The sequence below is a fragment of the Caulobacter sp. GW821-FHT12F03 genome, assembly GCF_058806855.1.
In genome coordinates, this window is the sequence record NZ_JBXAQC010000001.1 from 300,729 (window position 1) to 319,372 (window position 18,644).

Genomic DNA, 18,644 nt, shown 5'->3' on the forward strand with positions numbered 1-18,644 from the left:
CTCGCCGTTTTCCGGGAGCGATTTGAACTGACTGGACTACGCCTCTGAACAGAGCGTTGGTCTGACTGTCCTCGACGCGCCCGGCTCCGGTCCGGGCTCGTGCTGGTAGGGGCCGCGAAGGTCGCGGCCCCGTCAACCAGACGAGGATCCCATGACCCAGACCGACAAGAAGGCGACTCCGGCCAAGGCCGCTTCGAAGGCGCGCAAGACCGGCGAAGCGAAGACGCCGGTGAAGGCGGCCAAGCCTGTCAAACCAGCCAAGCCCGCCAAGCCCGCAAATGCGGAGGCGCCGGCCCCCAAGGACAAACCCAAAGGCAAGCTCGCCACCCTGGTCGAGCTACTCAGCCAGCCTGAAGGTGCGACGCTGGAGGCGATGACGGCCGCCACCGGCTGGCAGGTTCACTCTGTGCGCGGGGCCATGTCCGGCTCGCTGAAGAAGGCGATGGGCCTGACCATCGCCTCCGACAAGGTCGATGGCGTGCGCATCTACCGCATCAGTGAGGGAGCGCCGGCGTGAGCCTGGAGGCGCGCATCACAGCTGAGGTCCGGGCCCTGGAGGGCCTGGGCCTCGAGCCTCTGAGGGAGGAGTGGCGGCGGCGGTACGGCCCGCCGCCACGGCTTCGCTCGGCGGATCTGCTGGCCCGGATGCTGGCCTGGCGGGTCCAGAGCGAGGCGCTGGGGGGACTGGACGCCGACCTCTCGCGCCGCCTGCGCCGGGGCACAGGTCTCGGCAGCAATCGCACCGACGTTCCGGTCGGGTCGAAGCTGGCCAGGGAGTGGCAGGGCGTCACTCACGAGGTCGAGGCCTGCGGCGAGGGGTTCCGCTATCGCGGCGAGACCTACAGGAGTCTCTCGAAGGTCGCCGGGGTGATCACCGGCGTGAAATGGAGCGGCCGGCGGTTCTTCGGGCTGGACCGGGAGGAGGGACCATGAGCCCGCGCCCCACAATCAAGGCCGTCCGCTGCGCCATCTACACCCGCAAGAGCAGCGAGGAGGGCCTGGACCAGGCGTTCAACAGCCTCCACGCCCAGCGCGAGGCCTGCGAGGCCTATGTGTTGAGCCAGGCCGGCGAAGGCTGGATCCCGTTGGCGCAGCAGTACGATGACGGGGGCTTCTCCGGCGGGACCATGGAGCGGCCCGCGCTCAAACGTCTGCTGGCGGACATCGGCGCCGGCAAGGTCGATACGGTGGTCGTCTACAAGATCGACCGGCTAACGCGTTCGCTGAACGACTTCGCCAAAATCGTGGATGTCCTTGATGCCAGTGGAGCCTCGTTCGTCTCGGTGACGCAGGCGTTTAACACCACCACCAGCATGGGGCGGCTGACCCTCAACGTGCTCCTGTCGTTCGCCCAGTTCGAGCGTGAGGTCACCGGCGAGCGCATCCGCGACAAGATCGCAGCCTCCAAGGCCAAGGGCATGTGGATGGGTGGCCACTTGCCGCTCGGCTACGACACCCCGACCGACCTTGCGACCCGCTCGCTGGTCATCAATCAGGGCGAGGCCGACACGGTGCGGCTGATCTTCGCCCGGTACCTGGAGCTGGGATCGGTCAACCTGCTCGAGCGCTGGCTCCATGACCAGCAGATCCGCTCCAAGGCTTGGACCTCCACCCGCGGGCGGGCCATGGGCGGGCTGCGGTTCAGTCGGGGCGCACTGTTCCATCTGCTCAAGAACAGGGTCTATCTCGGTGAGATCACCCACAAGGATGTGAGCCACCCGGACGCCCATCCATCGATCATCGAACCGGCCACGTTCGATGCGGTCCAGGCCCTGCTCGCCGCCCGGGCCAGCGCGCCTCGTGAGCGCAAGTCCAAAGCCGGTCACGCTGCGCTTAAGGGGCTGATCTTCGACGCCGAAGGCCGGCCGATGAGCCCGACGTTCTCCTACGGCCGCGCGGGCAGGGCCTATCGCTACTACGTCTCCTCGCCGCTGCAGAAGGGCGGCGCGGTCCAGGACGACGACACGCTGAGGCGTGTGCCGGGTCAGAGTGCTGATGATCTGGTGGCAGACGCCATCAGCCGCCTCGTGCGGGGGCCGGCGCCCAAGGCCGACATCGGTCGCTACCTGGCGCGCGTCGAGCTGCATGCCGAGAGCGTCCATCTCGTGATGAAGCGTCGCGCGCTGTTCACCAGCGATCGGGAGGCCGCGGCCGATGCCGAGGCCCTCACTCGCCGGCTGGCACCCGGCGAGCGGCTGGCCATCGAAGCCGCCGATGCTTCCCTGATCCGGGTCATTCTGCCGGTTCGGCTCAAGACCCGGGGCGGGCGCAGCTGGCTGGCGCTGCCCGACGGCCAGGCGCCGGCGTCACTATCGCGGGTCGATGCCGTGCTGCTCGGCGGCCTCTCCAAGGCTCATGGCATCATCGCCGAGGCGGGGATCCGGCCCGATGGTCGGCCCGTGGAAGGCCGCGCGGCCGGCTCTCCCGCCGGCGCCTATCAGCGGCGACTAGCGTCGCTGGCGTTCCTCTCGCCGCAGATCCAGGCGGCGATCGTGGCGGGAAGGCAGCCGGCAGGGCTGAAGCTGGAATATCTCCTGCGCGGGCCCCTGCCCCTGGCCTGGGCCGATCAGAAGGCGAAGTTCGAGTTCTGATTAGGCCCTAAATCGCGAGCAGGGAAATTCCCTGCTGGTGAGTGAGAATTCCCTGCTCGGGTTGAATTAATTCCCTGCTCCAGGCGAGCAGGGAATTTGCGTTTGGGGCAGGGCTAAGTCCCCGTGCTGACTGGGGAATCTGGAAGAAAGCGGGCGGCAGATGAACCCTGCCATCGCAAATTCGGCCGAATTACCCTGTAGATTTCCCTGATCACGGGAAACTGCACTAGATCGCGGACCGTCGGAGACGGGCCGGCGCGAAGGCGGGAAACCGCCGCGTTGAGGCCGCCAGAACGGGCGCGCAACGGCGGGAAGGATGGGATTAGACGGGGGATTACCGGGGCTTAGCGCGAAGGGTATCGGCGCGAGACAGACGACCGGGGTCGATGGCGGTGAGAGTGGGATTCGAACCCACGGTAGGCGTTAACCTACACACGCTTTCCAAGCGTGCGCCATAGACCACTCGGCCACCTCACCAGCACCACAGGTCAGGGGCTGGTCAAAGCCCCCGGCGCAGGAAGGCGCGGAATATACTCAACACCCCCTCGCAGGCAAGCGCGCACTGGCGCTTCGGCGGCCCCGGGTGAAATGAGTTTGCCGGCCGCGTCGGAGGGCGCGGCGGCGATTGTCGGCGGAACGGTGGAATCTCGCGCCGCGACGCCTATATCCATGCGACCGCCGCATCGAGGGACGCCATGCTGTTCGCCCGCAAGACTCTGGAAATCCCCACCGCCGCCGAGGCCCTGCCGGGCCGGGCCGCACCCCTGCCGACGGCCGAGGTCCACTTCGTCAACGGCCATCCGCTCAAGGGGCCCTGGCCGGAGGGCTACGAGCAGGCGGTGTTCGCCATGGGCTGCTTCTGGGGCGTGGAACGGATCTTCTGGCAGATCCCGGGCGTCTGGAGCACGGCCGTCGGCTATGTCGCCGGCGCGACGCCCAACCCGACCTACGAGGAAGTCTGCAGCGGCCGCACGGGCCACACCGAGGCGGTGCTGGTGGTCTATGACCCGAAGGTCGTGACCTACGAGGCCCTGCTGAAGGCCTTCTGGGAGAACCATGACCCGACCCAGGGTATGCGCCAGGGCAACGACATCGGCACCCAGTACCGCTCGGGGATCTATCCGCTGAACGACGCCCAGACCGCCATCGCCGCCGCCTCGAAGGCTGCCTACGAGCAGGCGCTGGCGCGGGTGCGCATGGGCCCGATCACCACCGAGATCGCGCCGGCCGGCCCGTTCTACTACGCCGAGGACTATCACCAGCAGTACCTGGCCAAGAACCCGAACGGCTACTGCGGCATCGGCGGCACGGGCGTCACCTGCCCGATCGGCGTCGGCGTCGGGGCGTGACGCCCCAGGCCTTCGCGGCGGCCTGCCACGCGCTTCCGGGCGTGACGATGGACGTCCAGTGGGGCGACGACCAGGTGTTCAAGGTCGGCGGGAAGATGTTCGCCGTGCTGTCGCCGTCGGGCGGCAGCTTCAGCTTCAAGGCCAGCGACATCGCCTTCGAGGTGCTGACCGGGACCGGTCCCGGCAAGCCGGCGCCCTATCTGGCGCGGGCGAAGTGGGTCTGGTTCGCTGACCTGTCGACGCAGGACGAGGCCGAGGTGACGGGCTGGCTGCGATCGGCCCACGGCCTGGTCGCGGCGAAGCTGACCCGCAGGTTGCGCCTTGAGCTCGGCATCTAACGGGCAGGGGACAGGTTAACCTGTCCCCGTACCGCGATGTGGCGCGGCCTGGGGCTGGTCTGACCGCGCCTCCAGCACCGCCCGCAGCCTGCGGATGGCCCGGGCGGCCGGCGAGCGGCTCTGGCGCCAGACCAGCAGGCTGATGGCGCCCACCGTGGCGATGGTCAGCGAGATCGGGCCGAACATCCAGGCCGCCGCCGCCAGCGCGAAATAGTAGCCGCGCACCCCGGCGTTGAACGCCGACAGGGCCGGGTTGAGCACCGCGCCGCCCGCCTCGGCGAAGGCGTCGCGCAGGGCCGGATCGGCGTTCTGGTCCTCGGGCGTCGCGCCGAAGATGGTCAGGCAGTAGTTCATCTGGCGGATCGACCAGATGAAGGCCAGCAGGCCCCGGGCCAGCACCAGCACGATCACCGCCATCTGCAGTTCGAACAGCATTCGCGTCGAGGTCTGGATCAGCTGCAGGCTGGAGACCTTGGCGAACGAGCCCTCGCCGCCGAACAGCACGCCCGCCGCCGCGGCGATCAGCAGCAGGTTGGACGAGGCGAAGAAGCTGGCCGAGTTCAGCGCGTGGCCGAGCAGCTGGCCGTCCATGAAACGGCTCTCGCGCCGCGCCATCTGGCCCATCCAGGCGCCGCGGATCACCGTCATGTCGCTGTTGAGCACCCCGCCGCGCGAGACCGTCTTCAGCAGCGGCTCGTAGAACAGCCAGCACAGGACGAAGAAGACCAGGGCGGCGAAGTCGGCGGCGGGCATGGCGGGGTCAGTCGTCCTTGATCAGGCTGGTCTTGCGGGTATCGGGCATCAGCATGACCGTCAGAAGGCCGACGGCGAGGATCACGCTGACATAGAGGTAGAACCGGCTCTCGTGCCCGGCCGCCTTGAAGCCCAGGGCCACCGATTCCGCCGAGCCGCCGAACACCGAGTTGGCGATGGCGTAGGGCAGGGCGACGCCCAGCGCCCGGATGTGGGTCGGGAACATCTCGGCCTTGAACAGGCCGGAGATGGCGCTGTAGCCGGACTGGAAGGTCAGGGCGACCATGATCAGGCCGAAGGCGGTCCAGACGCTGGTGGTTCCGGCGATCGCGGTCATCAGCGGCCAGGTGGCCAGCATCCCGCCGCCGAAGGCGAACAGCAGCAGCGGCTTGCGCCCGATGCGGTCCGACAGCAGGCCGAACAGCGGCTGCATCAGCATGAAGCAGAACAGCGCCCCCAGCATGATCTCGCTGGCGACGGCCTTGGAGAAGCCCGAGGTGTTGATCAGGAACTTCTGCATGTAGCTGGTGTAGACATAGTAGGCGAGCGAACCGCCGGCGGTCAGGCCCATGACCATCACGGTCTCGCGCGGGTGTTTGACGAACAGCAGCATGGTCCGGCCGCGGTTCTCGCCCTCCGACTTCGCGTTCTCGAAGCCGCGGCTCTCGTGGATGCCGCTGCGGATCCAGAACACCACCACGGCCAGCACGGCGCCGATGACGAACGGAATGCGCCAGCCCCAGGCCTTGAGGTCGGCCTCGGGCAGGACGGTCTGCAGCAGCACGACCATGCCCTGGGCCGACAGCGAGCCGGCGATCAGGGTCACGTACTGGAAACTGGACCAGAAGCCGCGCCGCTTCGCCCCGGCGACCTCGGACAGGTAGGTGGCGCTGGCGCCGTACTCGCCGCCGACCGACAGGCCCTGCAGGATGCGCGCGGCCAGCAGGATCGCCGGCGCGAGGGCGCCGACCTGCGTGTAGGTGGGGCACAGCGCGATGATCAGGCTGCCCAGGCACATCATGGCGACCGACAGGGTCAGGGCCGCGCGCCGCCCGGCCCGGTCGGCGTAGGCGCCCATCAGCCAGGCGCCGAGCGGCCGCGCCAGGAAGCCGACGGCCGAGACCGCGGCGGCCTTGAACAGCTGCGCGGTCTGGTCGCCTTCGGGGAAGAAGTGGCTGGCGAAATAGACGGTGAAGAAGATGTAGGTCGACCAGTCGTACCACTCGACCAGATTGCCGGCCGAGCCGCCGAGGATCGCCTTCAGCCGCTGGCCGGTCGTCATCGGCGGGCGTGGTCCTTCCGGGATCTCGCCCAGAACGCCTGTTTCCGTCACCGCCATGCCGTTCCCCCCGACCTTTTGTGGTCGGGAAGGTTAGGCGGCCCTTGGGATCAGGGGAAGCAATTCTCCCTCGGTTTCACGGGGAGGGTGGACGGGCGAAGCCCGGACGGGTGAGGGAGTCCTCCGCCACTCCGATGCTTCCGGTAGGGCGTCCTGGTCCCGCACCCTGATCGCGGCGCGATCATCCCTCCCCATGAAGGGGAGGGAAGGGGATCAGAGGCGGCCCATCAGGTAGAGAATGATCAGGATCACCAGCACCAGGCCGAGGCCGCCGCTGGGGAGATAGCCCCAGGAGCGCGAGTGGCCCCAGGTCGGCAGCGAGCCGATGACGGCCAGAATGAGAACGACGATGAGAATGGTGCCGAGCATGGGAGCTCTCCTGAACAGCGGTGTGTTTCAGGAGCACAATCCCCGGGGGCGGGCCGGGGTTCCGGTCTAGCCGTGCGCCGGAGCCGGGCGGATCGCCCAGAGCGCGCCGACGAAGGCCCCCTTGATGCGCGGCAGCAGCAGCAGGATCAGGGCCGTCAGTCCGCCCAGGGCCGCCGGCACGATCAGCCAGGGCGAGGACTCCCACATGAAGGGGAAGAAGAACATCGGGGCGACGACCAGGTGGCCGACCAGCAGGATGGTGAAATAGGCCGGGCCGTCGTCGGCGCGATAGGCGCCGAGGTCGTGGCCGCAGGCGTCGCAGGCCGGGGCGATCTTGAGATAGCCGCGGTAAAGCTTGCCCTCGCCGCAGTTGGGACAGCGGTGGCGCAGCCCCCGCAGGAGGCCGGTCATGAACGGGCGCGTCGGGGCGATGTCGGTCATGACGTTCATATGGGCCATCGCGCCCCGGAAAGCGAGACACGCGGGACGGATAATTCCGCGACAAACATGCCGGGCAACAGGACAGCCGGGACGGCGTTGTCACCAGGGAGGGGGAGACGTCTCCCCCTCCGCCGGGGCCGGGTTACAATGGGCCGCACAAGGATCGAAACATCTTGAGTCTGTTGGGTTCCAGTTCCTCGAAGCCGGCCCGCTCGCCGGCCGCCGCCGCTCCCGGGACGCCGCCTGTCCCCGCGCCGGATCGTGTCCGCGGCCCGCAAAACGGGCAGGGCGTGGCCCGCGAGACAGGCGCGACGGCAACACCCGCGATCTCTTTTCGTGTCAGGGGTGACAACGGTGCGCGATCGGTCAAATGCTCTGCTAGGGTTCAGGAGCTGGGATTTAGAGGGCGTACGGATTCAATGCCGCATCTGACGCGCAAGGTCGCCACGGCTTGTCTGGTCGGGGCCTTTATCGCGGGCGCGCTGTCGCCGGCGATGGCCCAGTCGACGCCGCCTGCGCCGCTGGCGCGGCCCGCCCCGGCCCTGTCGCCGGGCGCGCCGATTGTTCTGACGCCGGCCCAGGCCGACCTGCTGCGCCAGGCGCTGGCCGACGCCGACCGCCATGGCTTCGCGCCGGGCGAGTTCGCCCCGGCCGGTCCGGGCGACGCCGCCCTGATCGACGCCACCCTCCGTTACGCCCGCGCCGTACGCACCGGCCGCCTGGCCCTGTCGGGTTTCCGCGACGACTGGGGCCTGCGGCCGCAGCCGTTCGACGCGCGCGCCGGTCTGGCCCGCGCGGTCTACGACAACCAGGTCGACGCCTGGCTCAAGAGCCTGCCGCCTGATTTCCCGGGCTACGAGAACCTGCAGAAGGGCCTGGTCACCTATCGCACGCTTCGCGAACGCGGCGGCTGGCAAAGCCTGCCCGACGGGCCGGACCTGAAGGTCGGCTCGACCGGTCCCGCCGTCGAGGCGGTGCGCGCCCGTCTGGCCATCGAGGATCCTTCGGTCCCGGCGCAGGTCGCCCGGACCCAGCCGGTCGCGCCGGCGCCCGCCGCGGGCTCGGCCACCGGCGCCCCGCCGCCGGCCCCGGTCGTCGCGCCGGGCCTGCCGCTCTATGACGAAGCCCTGGCTGACGCGGTCAGGCGCGCGCAGAAGCGCATGGGCCTCGAGCCGTCCGGCGTGGTCGGCGCGGCCACCCGCGCGGCGCTCAACATCCCTGTCGAGCGGCGCATCGACCAGATCGTCGCCAACATGGAGCGCTGGCGCTGGCTGCCCCGCACCCTGCCGGCCGACCGGGTCCAGGTGAACGTGGCCGCCGGCGTCCTGACGCTGTTCAAGAACGACCAGCCGACCCTGTCGATGCGGGCGGTGACCGGCCGGCCGAACGGCGGCGAGACGCCGCTGCTGACCTCGACGATCGACAGCATCGTGCTCAATCCGCCGTGGAACGTGCCCGCCGGCATCGCGGCCAAGGAGCTGCTGCCCAAGGGGCGGGCCTATCTGGCCAGCGCCGGGTTCCGCATCCTGCCGGGCGGCGGTCTGCAGCAGGCGCCGGGACCGCGCAGCGCGCTGGGCCTGATCAAGTTCGACTTCCCCAACCCCTACGCGGTCTATCTGCACGACACCCCCAGCAAGGGCGGATTCGCGCGCTACACCCGCACGGCCAGCCACGGCTGCGTGCGGCTCGAAAAGCCGCTGGCCCTGGCCCGGGCGATCATGGAAGGCGACCCGGTCTGGACGCCCGAGGTGATCGACGCGACCATCGCCGGCGGCAAGACTACCCGCGCGCCGGTCGCCCGTCCCGTCGCGGTGTTCCTGCTCTACTGGACCGCCTACGTCACGCCGGACGGCCAGGTGAACTTCCGCCAGGATCCGTACGGCTGGGACACCCTGCTGATCCAGCGCATCGCGGCCCAGGGGCGCGGGGCTTGATCAGGCGGCGCGCGTTCCTGACAGCCGGTCTGGCCGGAGTCGCGAGCAGCGCCGCAACGATCGCCCGTTCCCAGGACGCGCCCCCGCCGGCCGATGCGCCGGCGGCCGGTCCGCGAGACGATCCCGAGGATGTGCCGCCGGACTTTCTGCTGTCGCCGATCCCGCTGACCCCGCCGCCGCCGGGCCCGCGCCACCTGAAATTCCACCACCTGCACACGGGCCAGGACCTCGAGGCGGTCTACTGGGACAACGGTCGCTATGTCTGGGACGCGCTGGGCGCCATCAACCTGCTGCTGCGCGACTTCCGCTCGCTCGAGGTGCATCCGATCGACGTGCGGCTGCTCGACATTCTGTTCACGCTGCAGTCGCTGACCGGCTCGAAGGAGCCCTACCGCATCATTTCCGCCTTCAGGTCGCCCGAAACCAACCAGATGCTCAGCGATCAGAGCGCGGCGACCAACGGCGCGACCCAGGTGGCGAAGAAGAGCCTGCACATGGAAGGCAAGGCGATGGATGTGCGCCTCAACGACGTGTCGTTGACCGGCTTCCGCGACGCCGCGCTGGCCTTGCAGGGCGGGGGCGTCGGCTACTATGCCGACTCCGCGTTTGTTCATGTTGATATCGGCCCGGTCAGGACCTGGCAGGGCACGTAGGGGGAATAGGATCATGGCTCAGAAATCCGGAGGCGGCTGGTTCTGGCTGCTGGTGGGCTTGCTGCTCGGCGTCGCCCTGACGCTCGGCGCGCTGCTGTTCCTCAACGCCGGTTCGGGCGACGGGGGCGACACGCGCACGATCGCCGATGACGCGGCCTCGACGGCGGCCTCGCCGGCCGACGCGGCGGCGCTGCCGGCTCCGGCCGCGCCCGCGCCGAAGGCCGCCGTGGTCCCCGCGCCGCACGACGCCGGGCTTGATCCGGCGACGGACGATCAGATGGCTGACGACGCGGCCGCCTCGGGCGCCACATCCCGCGGTCCGACGCCCGCCGGCGAATAATCGTCGCGGCGGGCTGGATAGGCCGCACGACGCGCGTTAAAACAAATGTTCGAGCATCTTGTGCGGGCGTAGGGCGGAGCGGTCCCACTGTAGCGGGACGGCCTTTCTCACTCAGACACGGGAGCGGGGGAGAGGAGTTCTACGCGTTGGAGCCTACGAACACCGAGGCGCCGGAATACTTCCACAAGGTCGTCGATTGTCAGTGGGCCTGTCCGGCCCATACGCCTGTGCCAGAGTACATCCGACTGATCGCACAGGGCCGTCACGCCGACGCCTACATGGTCAACTGGAAGTCCAACGTCTTTCCGGGAATTCTCGGACGGACCTGTGACCGCCCCTGCGAACCCGCCTGCCGGCGTGGCCGCGTGGACGAGGAGCCGGTGGCCATCTGCCGGCTCAAGCGCGTCGCCGCCGACAACAAGGGCGATGTCGTTGCGCGCATGCCGACCCCGCCCACGCAGAAGATCGGCAAGAAGGTCGCCTGCGTGGGCGCCGGCCCGGCGGCCATGACAGTCGCCCGCGACCTGGCCCCGCTGGGCTACAGCGTCACGGTCTATGATGCCGACGCCAAGGCCGGCGGCATGATCCGCAGCCAGATCCCCCGCTTCCGCCTCCCCGAAAGCGTCATCGACGAGGAGATGGGCTTCATCACCGACCTCGGTCTGGAGATGCGCCTGGGCGAGCGAGTCGAGAGCCTGGCCGCCCTGCTCAAGGAAGATTACGACGCCATCTTCGTCGGCACCGGCGCCCCGCGCGGCCGCGACCTGGATGTGCCCGGCCGGCAGGAAGCCGCCGCCAACATCCATATCGGCATCGACTGGCTGTCGAGCGTCTCGTTCGGCCACATCGACCAGATCGGCAAGCGCGTCATCGTGCTCGGCGGCGGCAACACCGCCATGGACTGCTGCCGCACCTCGCGCCGCCTCGGCGGCGAGGATGTGAAGGTCATCGTCCGCTCCGGCTACGAGGAGATGAAGGCCTCGCCGTGGGAGAAGGAAGACGCCCAGCACGAGGGCATCCCGATCCACAACTTCCTCGTCCCCAAGGCCTTCACCCACGAGGGCGGCAAGCTGACGGGCGTGACCTTCGAAAAGGTCGCCCCGGTGTTCGACGAGAAGGGCCGCCGGTCCCTGAAGCCGACCGGCGAACCCGACCAGCACTTCGAATGCGACGACGTCCTGGTGGCCATCGGCCAGGAGAACAGCTTCCCCTGGATCGAGCGCGACATCGGCCTGGCCTTCGACGAGTGGGGCATGCCGGTCGTCGACGAGACGACCTTCCAGTCCAGCCTGCCCAACGTCTTCTTCGGCGGCGACGCGGCGTTCGGACCCAAGAACATCATCTGGGCCGTGGCCCACGGCCACGACGCGGCGATCTCGATCGACCACTACTGCCGCGGGACGGACCTGCGCCTGCGGCCGCCGCCCGGCGTGCTCGTCTCCTCGCAGAAGATGGGCATTCACGAGTGGAGCTACGACAACGACGTCTCCCCCGAGGACCGTCAGAAGGTGCCGCTGCTGCCGATCGCCCAGGCCCTGGCCGACGTGAAGGCCGAGGTCGAGCTGGGCTTCGACGATCCCCGCTCCTGGGCCGAGACCCAGCGCTGCCTCAACTGCGACGTCCAGACGGTGTTCGCCGCGCCGCTGTGCATCGAGTGCGACGCCTGCGTCGACATCTGCCCGACCGACTGCATCACCTTCACGGTCAACGGCGATGAGGACGAGCTGCGGCCGCGCCTCAAGGCGCCGGCCCTCAACCTGACGCAGGACCTCTACGTCTCCGGAACCCTGCCGACCGGCCGGGTGCTGGTGAAGGACGAGGACGTCTGCCTCCACTGCGGCCTCTGCGCCGAGCGCTGTCCGACGGGCGCCTGGGACATGCAGAAGTTCGTCATCGAAATGACCCACGCCGGCGGGGGGTGCTCGAAATGACCCGTCAGATCCAGGCCACGAACGACTTCGTGGTCAAGTTCGCCAACGTCAACGGGTCGGGCTCGGCCTCGGCCAACGGCCTGTTCGTCAAGGCGATCCTGCGCATGGGCGTGGCCGTGGCGGCCCGCAACATCTTCCCCTCGAACATCCAGGGGCTGCCGACCTGGTACGAGATCCGCGTCAGCGGCAACGGCTGGCTCGGCCGCCGCGGCGGCGTCGACCTGATGGTCGCCATGAACCCGCAGACTTGGGACCGCGACATCGCCGAGATCGATAGCGGCGGCTACCTGTTCTACGACTCGACCAAGCCGATGCCGGCCAGCAAGTTCCGTGACGACATCACCGTCGTCGGCATCCCGCTGACCGCCCTGTGCAACGCGGCCTATGTCGAGCCGTCCAAGCGCAAGGTGCTGAAGAACATCATCTATCTGGGCGCCCTGACCTATCTGCTCGGCATCGAGCCGGAGGTGGTCGAGACGCTGCTGGCCGAGGAGTACGCCTCCAAGCCGGCCCTGATCCCGGCCAACATCGAGGCCATGAGCATCGGCTTCAACCATGCCAAGGCCAATCTCAAGCCGCTCGGCCTGCAGCTGAAGCGCGCCGACGCCGTGGGCGACCGCATCTTCGTCGACGGCAACACGGCCGCGGCGCTGGGCGCTGTCTACGGCGGGGCCACGGTCTGCGCCTGGTATCCGATCACGCCCTCGACCTCGGTGGCCGAAGGCTTCACCGACTACTGCAAGAAGCTGCGCCACGATCCCGAGACCGGAGAGGCGCGCTACGCCATCGTCCAGGCCGAGGACGAGATCGCCTCGATCGGCATCGTCGTCGGCGCCGGCTGGAACGGCTCGCGGGCCTTCACCTGCACCTCCGGCCCCGGCGTCTCGCTGATGCAGGAGTTCATCGGTCTCAGCTACTTCGCCGAGATCCCCGCGGTGATCTTCGACGTGCAGCGCGGTGGTCCCTCGACGGGCATGCCGACGCGCACCCAGCAATCGGACATCCTCTCGGCCGCCTACGCCAGCCACGGCGACACCAAGCATGTGCTGCTGCTGCCGGAAGGCCCGAACGAATGCTTCGAGTTCGGGGCCCAGGCCTTCGACCTCGCCGACCGGCTGCAGACGATGATCTTCGTCATGCTCGACCTCGACATGGGCATGAACGAGTGGCTGATCGACCCCTTCAAGTGGGACGACAGCAAGGTCCTCGACCACGGCAAGGTGATGACCGCCGACATGCTCGAGGCGGGCGCCGACTTCGGCCGCTACAAGGACGTCGACGGCGACGGCATTCCCTGGCGCACCCTGCCGGCGACCCATCCGTCGAAGGGCGCCTACTTCACCCGCGGCACCTCGCGCGACCCCTACGCCCGCTACAGCGAAGAGGGCGCCGTCTATGTCGACAACATGGAACGGCTGCTGCGCAAGTTCGAGACGGCCAAGTCGCTCGTGCCGGCCCCGATCCTCAAGAAGGCCGGCAAGCAGACCTCCTACGGCGTGATCTATTACGGCTCGACCTCGCCGGCGATGGACGAGGCCCTCGCCGGCCTCGAGGCCAGGGGCCTGCAGGTCGACGCCCTGCGCGTGCGCGCCTTCCCGTTCGCGGGCGAGGTGTTCGACTTCATTGCCGGCCACGAGCTGGTGTTCGTGGTCGAGCAGAACCGCGACGCCCAGCTGCGCGCGCTGCTGATCAACGAGGGCGGCGTCGATCCGGCGCGGCTGGTGAAGGTTCTCAACTACGACGGCTCGCCGATCACGGCGCGCTTCATCCAGGCCGAGCTGGCCAAAGGCATGGGCGCGGTCGATGTGAACGCCGCCGGGGAGATGGCCCAATGACCTACATCGTCAAGCCGCAGTTCCATCACCCGTCCCTGACGACCAACAAGCTGGGCTTCACCCGCCGCGACTACGAGGGCCGGGTCTCGACCCTGTGCGCCGGCTGCGGCCACGACTCGATCAGCGCCGCCATCGTCCAGGCCTGTTTCGAGATCGACCTGGAGCCGCACCGCCTGGCCAAGCTGTCGGGCATCGGCTGCTCGTCCAAGACGCCGGACTACTTCCTCAGCGCCAGCCACGGCTTCAACACCGTGCACGGCCGCATGCCGTCGGTGCTGACGGGGGCCAACCTGGCCAACCGCGAGCTGATCTACCTCGGCGTCTCCGGCGACGGCGACAGCGCCTCGATCGGTCTGGGCCAGTTCGCCCACGCCATGCGGCGCGGCGTCAACATGGCCTACATCGTCGAGAACAACGGCGTCTACGGTCTGACCAAGGGCCAGTTCTCGGCCACCGCCGACAAGGGCAGCAAGTCCAAGAAGGGCGTGGTCAACTCCGACAGCGGCATCGACCTGGTCGCCCTGGCCCTGCAACTCGGCGCGACCTTCGTCGGCCGCAGTTTCTCGGGCGACAAGGAACAGCTGGTGCCGCTGATCAAGGCGGCCCTGACGCACAAGGGCGCGGCCTTCATCGACGTGCTGAGCCCCTGCATCGCCTTCAACAACCACAAGGGCTCGACTAAGAGCTTTGACTGGGTGCGCGAGCACAACGAGGCGGTCAACAAGCTCGACGTCCTGCTCGGCCGCGCGCCGATCACGACGTCCTACGAGCCCGGCTCGCTGGTCGAGGTGGCGCAGCACGACGGCTCGACCCTGATGCTGCGCAAGGTGGCCCACGACTACGACGCCACCGACCGGGTCAAGGCGATGACCTATCTGCAGGAGCGTCAGGCCGTCGGCGAGATCGTCACCGGCCTGCTCTACGTGGATCCGGAATCCGAAGACCTGCACGACGCCCTCAACACCGTGCGCCGTCCGCTCAACGCCCTGTCGGGCGCCGAACTGACCCCGGGCTCGGCCGCGCTGGACAAGATCAACGCGGCGCTGCGGTAGGCGAAGCTCTTCCTCTCCCAAGAGGGAGAGGAAGCTCTAGACCAGTTCCGCCAGCAGCTCGTCGAGGCTCACCGAGCAGAAGGCGATCGAGCTGTCGGCGACGCCGTAGGGGATGATCAGCCGGCGGCCGATGGCCAGCGCGCCGCAGGTGTAGACCACGTTCGGCACATAGCCTTCGCGGTTCTCGTCCGACGGCGAGATCAGCGGCGTGGTCATCCGGCCCAGCACCTTCGTCGGATGCTCCTTGTCCAGCAGCACCGCGCCGATGGCGTACTTGCGCATGGCCCCGACCCCGTGGGTCAGCAGCAGCCAGCCCTCGTCGATCTCGATCGGCGCGCCGCAGTTGCCCATCTGGACCAGCTCCCAGGGAAACCGCGGCGAGACGATCATCTCCCCGCCGTTCCAGTCGAGCAGGTCGTCCGAGCGCAGGAACCAGATGTTCTCGCCGTCCTGCCGGCCGATCATCGCATACTGGCCGCCGACCTTGCGCGGAAACAGGGCCATGCCCTTGTTGCGCGCCGCCGAGCCGCGCATCGGTAGCAGCTCGAACCTGCGGAAGTCGCGCGTGACCAGCATTTCCGAGGCGATCGCGGTCCCGCTGTAGGCGGTGTAGGTGCCGTACCAGACGGGCGCGTCATTCTCGTCGGTGAACCGCACGAGGCGCAGGTCTTCCAGGCCGTTGCGCTGGGCCTGGGTGAAGGGAAAGATCACCGTGCCGGACAGCGAGGCCTCGTCGTACCGGGTGGCGCAGATCGGCCCCTCGGGAATGCCCTCCGGCGGCGGATCGCAGGCATGGGCGGCCATGGCGACGCGGGGCTCGGCCAACAGATGCAGGTCCCCGTCCGGCGTGAGGATGCCTTCGCGAAAGGCGATAGAGGAGATGTGGCCTTCGCCCACCGCCCGCATCGACAGCACGATCCGCACCGCGCCGCCGACCAGGCCCGACTGGTCCGGATGCGGCGTTATGCTGGGGTTGGTCAGCGCCGCGCTGGCGTAGCTGTATTCATGACAGAAGTAGGCCCCGATCAGCGCCTTCCGCGTGTCGTTGATGCCCGACTTGAGACCGAGCAGCGCCTTGATCTGTCCGTACCGCTCCAGGTGGACGCCGCGCGTCTGCCAGTGGCGGTCGCCGAAGTCGCGGTTCACCAGCGCCAGCTCGGCCTCGCAGGTCCGCATGTCCATCGCCAGCACGGCGTCGACGATGCGGCGCGGCCGCGACACCGTGCCCGGCTTCAGCGGTCCGGGATCTGGAGCGATGTGGAAGGGACGGATAACGACCCGCGCCGGGTTGGGGGGGAGTCGAAGGTCGCTGTGGAGGAGGTTTGGCATCGTTCAGCGGGCTGGCCTTCTGTTTGGGCTTTGGCGGCGGGACGCGGGCCTGGCTGGGCCGTCCGTTCGAGGTTCAGCATCGCGCAGGTCGCCAGCTGGAACGACAGCACCGACTCCGCGCCGCGGTTGAGGTTGGGACCGGTCGGGGTCAGACCGTCGTAGCAATCGCCGGTGACCGGGTCGCCGAGCGCAACGCCCAGATCGTTTCTGCCGAGGAACCAGTCGAACGCCCGGCGGGCCTCGGCCAGCCAGCGGGTGTCGCCGCTCGCCGCGAAGGCCGCCGCGCAGGCGTCGACCGTGGCCGCCGCCTCAAGCGGTTGCTGGTCGAACGGCGCCTCGACGGTGAACGGCCTGCCGAAGTTGTCCGTGCCGACGGCGCGGAACACGCCGTCCACCCCGGTCTGCATGCCGCACAGCCATTCAAGCGAGCGCAGGCCGGCGGCGGTGAGAGCCGCATCGTCGAGCACCTGGCCTGCCCGCAGCAGGGCTTCCGGCAGCCGGGCGTTGTCATAGGTCAGCCCGTCCTCGAACCAGCACCAGTCGCCGGCTTCGTTGCCGCCGAGCACGCCCGCCAGACCGCCGGCGAGGCGCTCCAGCAGGTCGCGCTCACGGTGCAGGCCGGGTTCGGCGCGGACCAGGCTGGCGAGGCCCAGCACGAGGAAGGCGTAGGTGCGGATGGCGGTGAAGCTGTCCAGGTGCTGGGTGATGCGCACCGATAGCTCGCGGGCCCAGCGGCGCAGGGCCGGGGAGCCGGCCTCGGACGCGGTGACGGCCACCGACCACCAGGCGCGGGCGACACTGTCGTCTGACCCGACATCCTCGAGCCAGCTGCGATCATAGCCCATGAAGTTGCGGAAGCGCCCGGCGCCGTCGTTCCAGGCGTGCTGGACGAAGGCGGCGTAGGTCTCGGCGAGGGTCTGGGTTTCGGCGGTGTGGACGCCGACGCCGCGCATACGGTGCATCAGCAGCAGCGCCCGGGCGTTGTCGTCGACGCAGTAGCCGTGGTTGCGGTCGGGCACGTCGTGCACGCTGTGCTGCAGCATGCCGACGCCGTCGGTCATGCGTCGCACGCCGCCGAGGGCCGGACGGGGCAGGGCCGCGGGCGCGAAGCTGCGCGGCTCGGCGCTGGCGGCGCGGGCGGGAGCGCGGGAGTCCCGAACCTGGGCGAAGGTTTCGAGGTAGCGTTCGGCCAGCCGGCTCCACAGCGTCTCCTGCCCGGCTTCCCAGGCGCGTTGACGCAGCGCGGTCATGCGGTCGGGATCCCCGAGCAGGGCGATCGCGGCCGTCGCCAGGGCGTCGGGATCGTTGAACGGCGTCAGCACGCCGCGATCGTCGGCCAGCAGCTCCTGGGCATGCCAGTAGGGCGTGGAGATGACCGCCTTGCCCAGCGCCACGGCGTAGGACAGCGTGCCGGAGGTGATCTGCGCCTCGTTGAGGTAGGGCGTGACGTACAGGTCTGCGGCGGACAGCCAGTCGAGCAGCAGCGGCGTGTCGACATACTGGTTGTGGAACCGCACGTGATCGCCGACGCCCAGCTCGCGGGCGAGGTCGGCCAGGCCCTCGCGATAGGCCTCGCCTTCGCGGGCGATGAGATGGGGATGGGTCGCGCCGAGGATCACATAGAGGGCGGTGGGCCGTGCGCTGACGATCGCGGGCAGCGCCCGGATCACGCTCTCCAGCCCCTTGCCGGGCGAGAGCAGGCCGAAGGTCAGCAGGACTTCATGGCCGTCGAGGCCGAGGCGGGCCTTGGGGGCCGCCGTGTCGAGCAGAGGCCGGTCCGGCGCGCCGTGCGGGACGACGACGATCTTCGAGTCCGGCACGTTCCACACGTCCGACAGGATCGCCCGGCCGCGCTCCGCCATGACGATGATCTTCGACGACCGCTTGATGAGCCGCTCGAACACCCGTCGCTGGTCGGCGTCGGGATGCGTCAGCACGGTGTGCAGGGTGGTCGTCACCGGCGCGCGCACGGCATCGAGCATCATCATCAGGTATTCGCCGGCCGGGCCGCCGAACAGGCCGAACTCATGCTGGACGCAGACGGCGTCGGGCCCGGCCTCGTTGATCCGCCGCGCGGCCTCGAGATAGTCGGCGGCGCTGTTCTGGCGCACCTGGAACATGACCTCACGGCCGTAGTCGTAGCTCTGGCCCTCGTCGGTCATCGCCACGACCTGACAGTCCAGGTCGGGCGCGGCCGTCGTCAGCGCCTCGTGGACGTCGCAGGTGAAGGTGGCGATGCCGCAGCGCCGCGGCGGAAAGCTGCCGATCAGAATGACCCGCTTCAGCGTGCTCACGGGCGCGGCGGTCAGGGACGTTCGCGCGGCGAATACAGGTACGGTCGTGCGGTGCATGATGGACCCCGTGGACGTCGGCCTGTCCGCCGTCCGTTC

17 protein-coding genes and 1 tRNA gene are annotated in these 18,644 nt (G+C 69.0%); 11 read left to right on the top strand and 7 right to left on the bottom strand.

From position 1 onward, the window contains the following. The first annotated feature begins 151 nt into the window (after positions 1 to 151). From AC1RN0_RS01385 to AC1RN0_RS01395, 3 genes are read left to right on the top strand one after another with little or no spacing between them, the layout of a single operon-like run. Positions 152 to 517 carry a DUF3489 domain-containing protein gene (locus AC1RN0_RS01385; RefSeq protein WP_492785634.1) on the top strand — a complete coding sequence of 122 codons (366 nt, stop codon included), beginning with the start codon at positions 152 to 154 and terminating at the stop codon, positions 515 to 517. Next, positions 514 to 933 carry a DUF2924 domain-containing protein gene (locus tag AC1RN0_RS01390; RefSeq protein ID WP_492785635.1) on the top strand — a complete coding sequence of 140 codons (420 nt, stop codon included), beginning with the start codon at positions 514 to 516 and terminating at the stop codon, positions 931 to 933. Before AC1RN0_RS01385 ends, AC1RN0_RS01390 begins: the two co-directional genes overlap by 4 nt. Then, positions 930 to 2,591, top strand: a complete 1,662-nt coding sequence (locus AC1RN0_RS01395) for a recombinase family protein (protein WP_492785636.1) — start codon at positions 930 to 932, stop codon at positions 2,589 to 2,591. Before AC1RN0_RS01390 ends, AC1RN0_RS01395 begins: the two co-directional genes overlap by 4 nt. 387 nt (positions 2,592 to 2,978) lie before the next feature. On the opposite strand, the gene AC1RN0_RS01400 is transcribed toward AC1RN0_RS01395, so the two are convergent. Next, positions 2,979 to 3,068 (bottom strand) — tRNA-Ser (locus AC1RN0_RS01400). Between the two features lie 218 nt (positions 3,069 to 3,286). Between AC1RN0_RS01400 and msrA the strand changes: the two genes are divergently transcribed. Both msrA and AC1RN0_RS01410 read left to right on the top strand, forming a co-directional pair. Beyond that, positions 3,287 to 3,940, top strand: coding sequence for a peptide-methionine (S)-S-oxide reductase MsrA (gene msrA, locus AC1RN0_RS01405; RefSeq protein ID WP_492785637.1), 654 nt, complete (start codon positions 3,287 to 3,289; stop codon positions 3,938 to 3,940). Continuing rightward, on the top strand, positions 3,937 to 4,278 hold the full coding sequence (locus AC1RN0_RS01410; RefSeq protein ID WP_492785638.1) for an MmcQ/YjbR family DNA-binding protein: 342 nt from the start codon (positions 3,937 to 3,939) through the stop codon (positions 4,276 to 4,278). The genes msrA and AC1RN0_RS01410 overlap by 4 nt, the downstream gene beginning before the upstream one ends. 15 nt (positions 4,279 to 4,293) lie before the next feature. On the opposite strand, the gene AC1RN0_RS01415 is transcribed toward AC1RN0_RS01410, so the two are convergent. The 4 genes from AC1RN0_RS01415 to AC1RN0_RS01430 all read right to left on the bottom strand — a co-directional run bounded on the left by AC1RN0_RS01415 (position 4,294) and on the right by AC1RN0_RS01430 (position 7,189). After that, the gene (locus AC1RN0_RS01415; RefSeq protein ID WP_492785639.1) at positions 4,294 to 5,031 is read right to left on the bottom strand and encodes a DUF599 domain-containing protein; all 738 of its coding nucleotides are present in this window, start codon (positions 5,029 to 5,031) and stop codon (positions 4,294 to 4,296) included. A 7-nt stretch (positions 5,032 to 5,038) separates the two neighbouring features. After that, the gene (locus AC1RN0_RS01420; protein WP_492785640.1) at positions 5,039 to 6,370 is read right to left on the bottom strand and encodes an MFS transporter; all 1,332 of its coding nucleotides are present in this window, start codon (positions 6,368 to 6,370) and stop codon (positions 5,039 to 5,041) included. Between the two features lie 213 nt (positions 6,371 to 6,583). Continuing rightward, entirely contained in the window at positions 6,584 to 6,739 is a 156-nt protein-coding gene (locus AC1RN0_RS01425; RefSeq protein ID WP_488899266.1) for a DUF3309 domain-containing protein, read from the bottom strand. 66 nt (positions 6,740 to 6,805) lie between these two features. Next, positions 6,806 to 7,189: a DUF983 domain-containing protein gene (locus tag AC1RN0_RS01430; RefSeq protein ID WP_492785641.1), complete on the bottom strand. Its 384-nt coding sequence runs from the start codon at positions 7,187 to 7,189 to the stop codon at positions 6,806 to 6,808. Between the two features lie 410 nt (positions 7,190 to 7,599). Here AC1RN0_RS01430 and AC1RN0_RS01435 point away from each other — a divergent pair, with 410 nt between their 5' ends. The 6 genes from AC1RN0_RS01435 (at position 7,600) to AC1RN0_RS01460 (ending at position 14,925) form a co-directional block, all read left to right on the top strand. Next, positions 7,600 to 9,114, top strand: a complete 1,515-nt coding sequence (locus tag AC1RN0_RS01435; protein ID WP_492785642.1) for a L,D-transpeptidase family protein — start codon at positions 7,600 to 7,602, stop codon at positions 9,112 to 9,114. Further along, entirely contained in the window at positions 9,111 to 9,767 is a 657-nt protein-coding gene (locus AC1RN0_RS01440) for a peptidoglycan L,D-endopeptidase MepK (protein WP_492785643.1), read from the top strand. Before AC1RN0_RS01435 ends, AC1RN0_RS01440 begins: the two co-directional genes overlap by 4 nt. Before the next feature lie 13 nt (positions 9,768 to 9,780). Beyond that, the gene (locus AC1RN0_RS01445; protein ID WP_492785644.1) at positions 9,781 to 10,107 is read left to right on the top strand and encodes a hypothetical protein; all 327 of its coding nucleotides are present in this window, start codon (positions 9,781 to 9,783) and stop codon (positions 10,105 to 10,107) included. A 146-nt stretch (positions 10,108 to 10,253) separates the two neighbouring features. Then, on the top strand, positions 10,254 to 12,038 hold the full coding sequence (locus tag AC1RN0_RS01450) for an FAD-dependent oxidoreductase (RefSeq protein ID WP_492785645.1): 1,785 nt from the start codon (positions 10,254 to 10,256) through the stop codon (positions 12,036 to 12,038). After that, complete coding sequence (locus AC1RN0_RS01455; RefSeq protein WP_492785646.1) at positions 12,035 to 13,873, top strand: 2-oxoacid:acceptor oxidoreductase subunit alpha; 1,839 nt, start codon at positions 12,035 to 12,037, stop codon at positions 13,871 to 13,873. Before AC1RN0_RS01450 ends, AC1RN0_RS01455 begins: the two co-directional genes overlap by 4 nt. Continuing rightward, positions 13,870 to 14,925, top strand: a complete 1,056-nt coding sequence (locus tag AC1RN0_RS01460) for a 2-oxoacid:ferredoxin oxidoreductase subunit beta (protein WP_492785647.1) — start codon at positions 13,870 to 13,872, stop codon at positions 14,923 to 14,925. The genes AC1RN0_RS01455 and AC1RN0_RS01460 overlap by 4 nt, the downstream gene beginning before the upstream one ends. 36 nt (positions 14,926 to 14,961) lie before the next feature. Here the strand turns inward: AC1RN0_RS01460 and AC1RN0_RS01465 are convergent, their stop codons facing one another. Next, positions 14,962 to 16,146 carry a glycoside hydrolase family 130 protein gene (locus AC1RN0_RS01465; RefSeq protein ID WP_492785648.1) on the bottom strand — a complete coding sequence of 395 codons (1,185 nt, stop codon included), beginning with the start codon at positions 16,144 to 16,146 and terminating at the stop codon, positions 14,962 to 14,964. Between the two features lie 11 nt (positions 16,147 to 16,157). Beyond that, complete coding sequence (locus AC1RN0_RS01470) at positions 16,158 to 18,605, bottom strand: glycosyltransferase family 4 protein (protein ID WP_492785649.1); 2,448 nt, start codon at positions 18,603 to 18,605, stop codon at positions 16,158 to 16,160. Positions 18,606 to 18,644: the final 39 nt, after the last annotated feature.

What these genes read in the sequence shown, in the direction of transcription:
- AC1RN0_RS01385 (WP_492785634.1), top strand. Translation starts at nt 152, where the DNA reads ATGACCCAGACCGACAAGAAGGCGACTCCGGCCAAGGCCGCTTCGAAG.
- AC1RN0_RS01395 (WP_492785636.1), top strand. Translation starts at nt 930, where the DNA reads ATGAGCCCGCGCCCCACAATCAAGGCCGTCCGCTGCGCCATCTACACC.
- msrA (WP_492785637.1), top strand. Translation starts at nt 3,287, where the DNA reads ATGCTGTTCGCCCGCAAGACTCTGGAAATCCCCACCGCCGCCGAGGCC.
- AC1RN0_RS01415 (WP_492785639.1), bottom strand. Translation starts at nt 5,031, where the DNA reads ATGCCCGCCGCCGACTTCGCCGCCCTGGTCTTCTTCGTCCTGTGCTGG.
- AC1RN0_RS01420 (WP_492785640.1), bottom strand. Translation starts at nt 6,370, where the DNA reads ATGGCGGTGACGGAAACAGGCGTTCTGGGCGAGATCCCGGAAGGACCA.
- AC1RN0_RS01425 (WP_488899266.1), bottom strand. Translation starts at nt 6,739, where the DNA reads ATGCTCGGCACCATTCTCATCGTCGTTCTCATTCTGGCCGTCATCGGC.
- AC1RN0_RS01430 (WP_492785641.1), bottom strand. Translation starts at nt 7,189, where the DNA reads ATGAACGTCATGACCGACATCGCCCCGACGCGCCCGTTCATGACCGGC.
- AC1RN0_RS01435 (WP_492785642.1), top strand. Translation starts at nt 7,600, where the DNA reads ATGCCGCATCTGACGCGCAAGGTCGCCACGGCTTGTCTGGTCGGGGCC.
- AC1RN0_RS01445 (WP_492785644.1), top strand. Translation starts at nt 9,781, where the DNA reads ATGGCTCAGAAATCCGGAGGCGGCTGGTTCTGGCTGCTGGTGGGCTTG.
- AC1RN0_RS01455 (WP_492785646.1), top strand. Translation starts at nt 12,035, where the DNA reads ATGACCCGTCAGATCCAGGCCACGAACGACTTCGTGGTCAAGTTCGCC.
- AC1RN0_RS01460 (WP_492785647.1), top strand. Translation starts at nt 13,870, where the DNA reads ATGACCTACATCGTCAAGCCGCAGTTCCATCACCCGTCCCTGACGACC.
- AC1RN0_RS01470 (WP_492785649.1), bottom strand. Translation starts at nt 18,605, where the DNA reads ATGCACCGCACGACCGTACCTGTATTCGCCGCGCGAACGTCCCTGACC.